1 protein-coding gene and 1 pseudogene are annotated in these 6,558 nt (G+C 73.0%); both read left to right on the top strand.

The window, feature by feature from the left end; all coding sequences use genetic code 11:
- Positions 1-128: 128 nt before the first annotated feature.
- Positions 129-336: pseudogene (locus tag ACIQOV_RS21120) on the top strand (acyl carrier protein); the annotation flags it as partial.
- Positions 337-610: 274 nt separating this feature from the next.
- The coding region (locus ACIQOV_RS21115; RefSeq protein ID WP_401050576.1) for an SDR family NAD(P)-dependent oxidoreductase at positions 611-6,558 on the top strand (5,948 nt) is incomplete at its 3' end.

Genomic DNA, 6,558 nt, shown 5'->3' with positions numbered 1-6,558 from the left:
CCACCCTCGCCCCCGTCAGGTTCGACCTGCCGGCGCTGCGCCGCGCCGGCGACCCGCCCGCCCTGCTGCGGGAGCTGGTACGGCCCCGGCGCAGGCAGGCCGCCGACCGCGCGTGGACGCAGGCCGACGTGCTGCAACTCGTCGTGGGCCAGGTCGCCCTCGTCCTGGGGCACTCGTCACCGGAGGCGGTCAACCCCGACCAGGCGTTCACCGACATCGGGTTCGACTCGCTCACCGCCGTGGAACTGCGCAACCAGCTCGACGCGGACACCGGCCTGCGCCTGCCCGCCACGCTCGTCTTCGACCACCCGACACCGGCCCGCCTCGCCGCCTTCGTGCACACACGGCTGCACGGCACCGAACCCGACCCCCTGCTCGCCGAACTCGACCGGCTCAAGTCCACCCTGGACGCGGCAGCCGCCGACGCCGACTACGAGACCGTCGCGGCCCGCCTCGAAGCGCTTCTCGCGGCCTGGACCGCCAGACGTACCGGCTCCGCGGCCGGTGTCGACGAGGCCAGCGACGACGAACTGTTCAGCCTTCTGGACGATGCGCACCGCAGGACCGAGGTCATCCGCTCGGGCGAGTCCCGAAACGCTGAGGAGTAGCGATGTCCGACGAAGAGAAGCTCCGCACTTACCTCAAGCGCGCCACGGCCGACCTGGGAGTGCTCAGTAAGCGCCTCGCCGACATGGAGGAGGCCGCGCGCGAGCCGATCGCGATCATCGGCATGGGCTGCCGCTACCCGGGCGGAGTGGAGTCCCCGGACGGCCTGTGGCGGCTTGTCTCGGACGGTGTCGACGCGATCACCGAATTCCCGCCGGACCGTGGATGGGACGTCGTCCACGACCCTGACCCGGACCGGCCGGGCACGACCTACAGCCGGTCGGGCGGCTTCCTCGCCGACGGCGCCGGCTTCGACGCCGGGTTCTTCGGCATCTCGCCGCGCGAGGCACTGGCGATGGACCCGCAGCAGCGGGTGCTGCTGGAGACCGCCTGGGAGACCTTCGAGTACGCCGGCATCGACCCGACCACACTCGGCGGCAGCCGCACAGCCGTGTTCACCGGCCTGTGGTCCTCCGGCTACGGCAACCAGCCGCCGCCGGACCTCGAAGGCTTTCTCGCCACCGGAACAGCCACCAGCGCCACGTCCGGGCGGGTGTCGTATCTGCTGGGGCTGGAGGGTCCGGCGGTGTCGGTGGACACGGCGTGCTCGTCGTCGCTGGTGGCGATCCACCTGGCGGCGCAGGCATTGCGGGCGGGGGAGTGTTCGCTGGCGTTGGCCGGTGGTGTGACGGTGATGGCGACGCCGGCGGGGTTCGTCGAGTTCTCGCGGCAGCGGGGGCTTGCGGCCGATGGGCGGGTGAAGGCGTTCGCCGAGGCGGCCGACGGTACGGCGTGGGGTGAGGGTGCGGGGTTGGTGCTGCTGGAGCGGTTGTCGGACGCCCGTCGCAACGGTCACCGGGTGCTGGCGGTGGTGCGGGGTTCGGCGGTGAATCAGGACGGTGCGTCGAACGGGCTTGCGGCGCCGAATGGTCCGTCCCAGGAACGCGTCATCCGGCAGGCGTTGGCGAATGCCGGACTGTCGACGGCGGACGTGGACGCGGCGGAGGCCCACGGCACCGGGACCACCCTTGGCGATCCCATCGAGGCCCAGGCACTCCTGGCGACCTACGGTCAGGGGCGGGACGAGCCGTTGTGGCTGGGGTCGGTGAAGTCGAACATCGGGCACACCCAGGCGGCGGCCGGTGTGGCGGGTGTGATCAAGATGGTGATGGCGATGCGGCACGGTGAACTGCCGCGGACCCTCCACGTGGACGCGCCGACCTCCCACGTCGACTGGTCGGCGGGCCGTGTCTCACTGCTCACCGAGGCCCGGCCGTGGCCGGAGACGGGGCGTCCCCGCCGTGCCGGCGTGTCGGCGTTCGGCATCAGCGGCACCAACGCGCATGTGGTGATCGAGGCGGCTGCCGAAGAGCCGGTCGAGGTTTCGACGGGGTCCGCAGGCGGGGTGGTGCCGTGGGTGTTGTCGGGGAAGTCGGATGTGGCGTTGCGGGAGCAGGCACGTCGGCTGGGGGCGTTCCTGGCCGGGCATCCGGGGGTTGGCGCGGTTGCGGTGGGTCGGGCGTTGGCGGGGCGGTCGCGTTTCGATCACCGTGCGGTGCTGAGCGGTGTGGAGGCGTTGGACGCCCTGGCGGAGGGCGGTACGGCGCCGGGTCTGGTCACCGGGACCGTCCGTCCGTTGGGTCGGTCGGTGTTCGTGTTTCCGGGGCAGGGTGCGCAGTGGGTGGGGATGGGCGGGGAGTTGTACGGCTCGGAGCGGGTGTTCCGGGAGGTGATCGATGCGTGTGAGGCGGCGTTGGCGCCGTTCACGGACTGGTCGTTGGTGGAGGTGCTGGTCGGTGGTGGGTCGCTGGAGCGGGTGGATGTGGTGCAGCCGGCTCTGTTCGCGGTGATGGTGGCGCTGGCGGAGTTGTGGCGTGCGCATGGTGTGGAGCCTGATGCCGTCGTCGGGCATTCGCAGGGGGAGATCGCGGCGGCGTGTGTGGCGGGGGCGTTGTCGTTGGAGGACGCGGCCAAGGTGGTCGCCCTGCGCAGCAAGGCCCTGGTCGCCCTGGCGGGCCAGGGCGGGATGGTGTCGGTCGGCCTCGGGCATGAGCAGGCCGCCGGGTTCGTGGCCCGCTGGGACGGCCGGCTGACGGTGGCGGTGGTCAACTCGGCGGACAGCGTGGTGGTGTCGGGTGATCGGGACGCGTTGGACGAACTGCTGGCGGCCTGTGAGGCCGACGGCGTCCGCGCCCGCCGCCTGCCCGTCGACTACGCCGCCCACTCCGTCCAGGTCGAGGCGATCCGTGAGCACCTGCTCACCGACCTCGCCGGCATCACACCGCACCCGGCGGCGATCCCGTTCTACTCCACGGTCACCGGCGAGCCGGTCGACACCTCCGCCCTCGACGCCGCCTACTGGTACCGCAACCTCCGCGAACCCGTGCTGTTCGACCAGACCACCCGGCTGCTGCTCGACCACGGCCACACCGTCTTCGTCGAGATCAGCCCGCACCCGGTCCTGGTTTCCGCCGTCGAGGAGACCGGTCACCACCACGGCTCCGACCTCCTCGTCACCGGCACGCTCCGGCGCGACCAGGACGACTTCCTCACCTCGCTCGGCCGCCTGCACGTCCATGGTGTCCCGGTCGACTGGCGGTTCCCGGACGACACCGAGCCCGTCAGCCTGCCGACGTACGCCTTCCAGCGCCGGCCGTACTGGCTGCGGCCCGTCCCGACGGCATCGGGCGACCACCCCCTGCTCAGCACGTTCGTGGAACTGCCCGACGGCGCGGTGCTCAGCGGACGGATCTCGCTCGCCACCCACCCGTGGCTGGCCGACCACGCCGTGCGGGGCTCCGTCCTCCTGCCCGGCACCGCGTTCGCGGAAATGGCGGCCCACGCGGCCGGCCGGCTCGGCCGCGCGGTCGAGGAGCTGGTGCTCGAAACGCCGCTCGTCCTCGACGACACCCCGGTGCACCTCCAGGTCGTCGTGGGCCCCGAGGACGACGGCCGCAACCCGCTCACGGTGTACTCGCACGACGGCGACGAGTGGGTGCGGCACGCCACCGGGACGCTGGGCGAGGAGCCGGTGCTGAGCGCCTGGGACTGGCCGCCGGCCGGTGAGTCCCTCGACGTCGACGGGCTCTACGACTCGCTGTCCGTGCTCGGCTACGAGTACGGGCCGGCGTTCCAGGGCGTCACGGCGGCCTGGCGGGTCGGCGACACCGTCTACGCCGAGGTGGAGCTTCCCGCCGAGGAACCGTTTGCCCTGCACCCCGCGCTGCTCGACGCCGCACTGCACCCCATGGCGTTCCTCACCGACCGCACCGGCCTGCCGTTCGCGTTCACGGGAGTGGCGATACGGCCCACGGGCCGCCGGACGCTGCGCGTACGCCTGTCCGCCACCGGGCCGGACACGTACACCGTGGCCGTGGCCGATCCGGACGGCACCCCGGTCGCGGCCATCACGTCGCTGACCGTCCGGGACGCCACCGCCGTCCCGGACAGCCTGTACGCACTCGACTGGCTGCCCTTTGAATCGTTGGCCTTCGAACCGGCGTCGACGGGCGGCGACCCCGCGGACCTGGTCGTCCACGAGGTGACCGGGCCGGAGCCCGAGGCGGACACCGTCGAGGCGGCGTACGAGAGCGCGCGGAGCGTACTCGCCGTGATCCGGGACCACTTGGCGGGTGAGCGGACGCGGCTGGCCGTCGTCACCCGCAACGCCGTCGCCGCCGCGCCCGGTGACGTGGTCGGCCTCCACCACTCGATGGTCTGGGGCCTGGTCCGCGGCGCGCGGGCCGAGCACCCCGACCGGTTCGTCCTGGTCGACGCCGACCCGACCTGGGACCCCGCGCTGATCGCCGGCACGGACGAGCCGGAACTGGCGGTACGCCAAGGGGCGCTGCGCGTCCCCCGCCTGGTCCGCGTCGGCGCGAGCCTCACCCCGCCGGACGGGACCTGGCGGCTGGAGGACACGGGCACCGGCAGCATCGACGACCTGGCGCTGGTGCCCCGCCCGGAGCTCATGGAACCGCTCGGGCCCGGGCAGGTCCGGATCGCCATGCGGGCGGCCGGACTCAACTTCCGGGACGTGCTGATCGCCCTCGGCGTCTACCCCGGAGAGGCCCTGATGGGCGGCGAAGGCGCGGGCGTCGTCGTCGAAACCGGCCCGGACACCCGCTTCCGGCCCGGCGACCGCGTCATGGGCCTGGTCCCCGGCGCCTTCGGCCCGGTCACCGTCGCCGACCAGCGGCTGCTGGTCCGGATGCCCGACGACTGGTCGTTCGCCAGGGCCGCGTCAGTGCCCGTGGTGTTCCTGACCGCCTGGTACGGCCTGCGCGACCTGGGCGGGCTGAAGGCCGGCGACCGGGTCCTGATCCACGCCGGCACCGGCGGCGTCGGCATGGCGGCGATCCAACTGGCCCGGCGGCTCGGGGCGGAGGTGTTCGCCACCGCCGGCCCGGCCAAATGGCACACCCTGCGCGCCCTGGGACTGGACGAGGACCACATCGCCTCGTCGCGCACCCTGGAGTTCGAGCAGAAGTTCCCGCCCATGGACGTGGTCCTGGACTCGCTGTCCGGCGAGTTCGTCGATGCCTCCCTGCGGCTGCTCGGGCCCGGCGGCCGGTTCGTGGAAATGGGCAAGACCGACATCCGCGACGCGGCCGACCATCCCGGCATCGTCTACCGGGCGTTCGACATCGCCGACGCGGGGCCGGAACGGCTCGGCGAGATCCTGGACGCCGTCGTACGGGCCTTCACGGACGGCGGGTTCGCACCGCTGCCACTGGACGTACGCGCGCTCCGGGACGCGGTCGACGTGTTCCGGTTCATGAGTCGGGCCGCTCATGTCGGGAAGATCGTTCTCACTGTTCCTCAGCCGGTCGACCCCGAGGGCACCGTGCTGATCACCGGTGGTACGGGGACGCTGGGGGGTCGTGTGGCCCGGCATCTGGTGGCCGAGCGGGGTGTGCGGCACGTGGTGCTGGTCAGCCGTAGTGGTGGTGGGGCGGCGTTGTGCGAGGAGCTGGCCGGGCTGGGCGCGGAGGTGACCGTGGCCGCCTGTGATGTGGCCGACCGGGACGCGCTGGCGGCCGTGCTGGACGCGATCCCGGCCGCGCACCCGCTGACCGCGGTCGTGCACGCGGCGGGCGTGCTGGACGACGCCGTGGTCGAGTCCCTGACCCCCGAACGTCTCGCCGCGGTCTGGGAGCCCAAGGCCCGGGCGGCGTGGAACCTGCACGAACTCACCCGGGGACGGGACCTGACGGCGTTCGTCCTCTTCTCCTCGGCGGCCGGGACGCTCGGCAGCCCCGGGCAGGCCAACTACGCCGCGGCCAACACCTTCCTCGACGCCCTCGCCGTGCACCGGCGCGCCCTCGGACTGCCGGCGACCTCGCTGGCCTGGGGCTACTGGGCCGAGACCAGTGGGCTGACCGGGCAGATGTCCGAGGCCGACGGTGAACGCCTCGCCCGCGCGGGCCTGCTGCCGATGGCGACCGACTACGGACTCGGGCTGTTCGACGGGGGCCTGGACACCGCGGAGCCGGCGGTGGTCGCGGCCCGACTCAAGGTGTCCGCACTGGGCGACCGGCCGGTGCTGCGCGCGCTGGCACGCGCCCGCAAACCGGTGCGGACCACCGGACTGGCGGGCGAGCTGGGATCGCTCCCCGAGGCCCGGCAACGCGAGATCCTGCTCGACCTGGTCAGGACCCACGCCTCGGCCGTGCTGGGCCGCAGCGACGAGATCGGTGGCGACCGGGCCTTCAAGGACCTGGGCTTCGACTCGCTGACCGGCGTGGAGCTGCGCAACCGGCTCTCCACGGCGGTCGGGACCCGGCTGACGGCGACGATGGTCTTCGACCACCCGACCCCGGCCCGGCTGGCCGAATACCTGCGTGAGGTGGTCCTCGGCAAGGAGCGCCGGACGGTCGCGCCCGTGCCGGTCGGTGTTCCGGTGTCGGACGATCCGGTGGTCGTGGTGGGGTTGGGGGCCCGGTACCCGGG

This window comes from Kitasatospora sp. NPDC091257, from assembly GCF_044757675.1.
Taxonomy (GTDB): Bacteria; Actinomycetota; Actinomycetes; order Streptomycetales; family Streptomycetaceae; genus Kitasatospora; species Kitasatospora lactacystinica.
The sequence above is the reverse complement of the archived record's forward strand: the minus strand, read 5'-3'. Positions and strand labels throughout refer to the sequence as shown.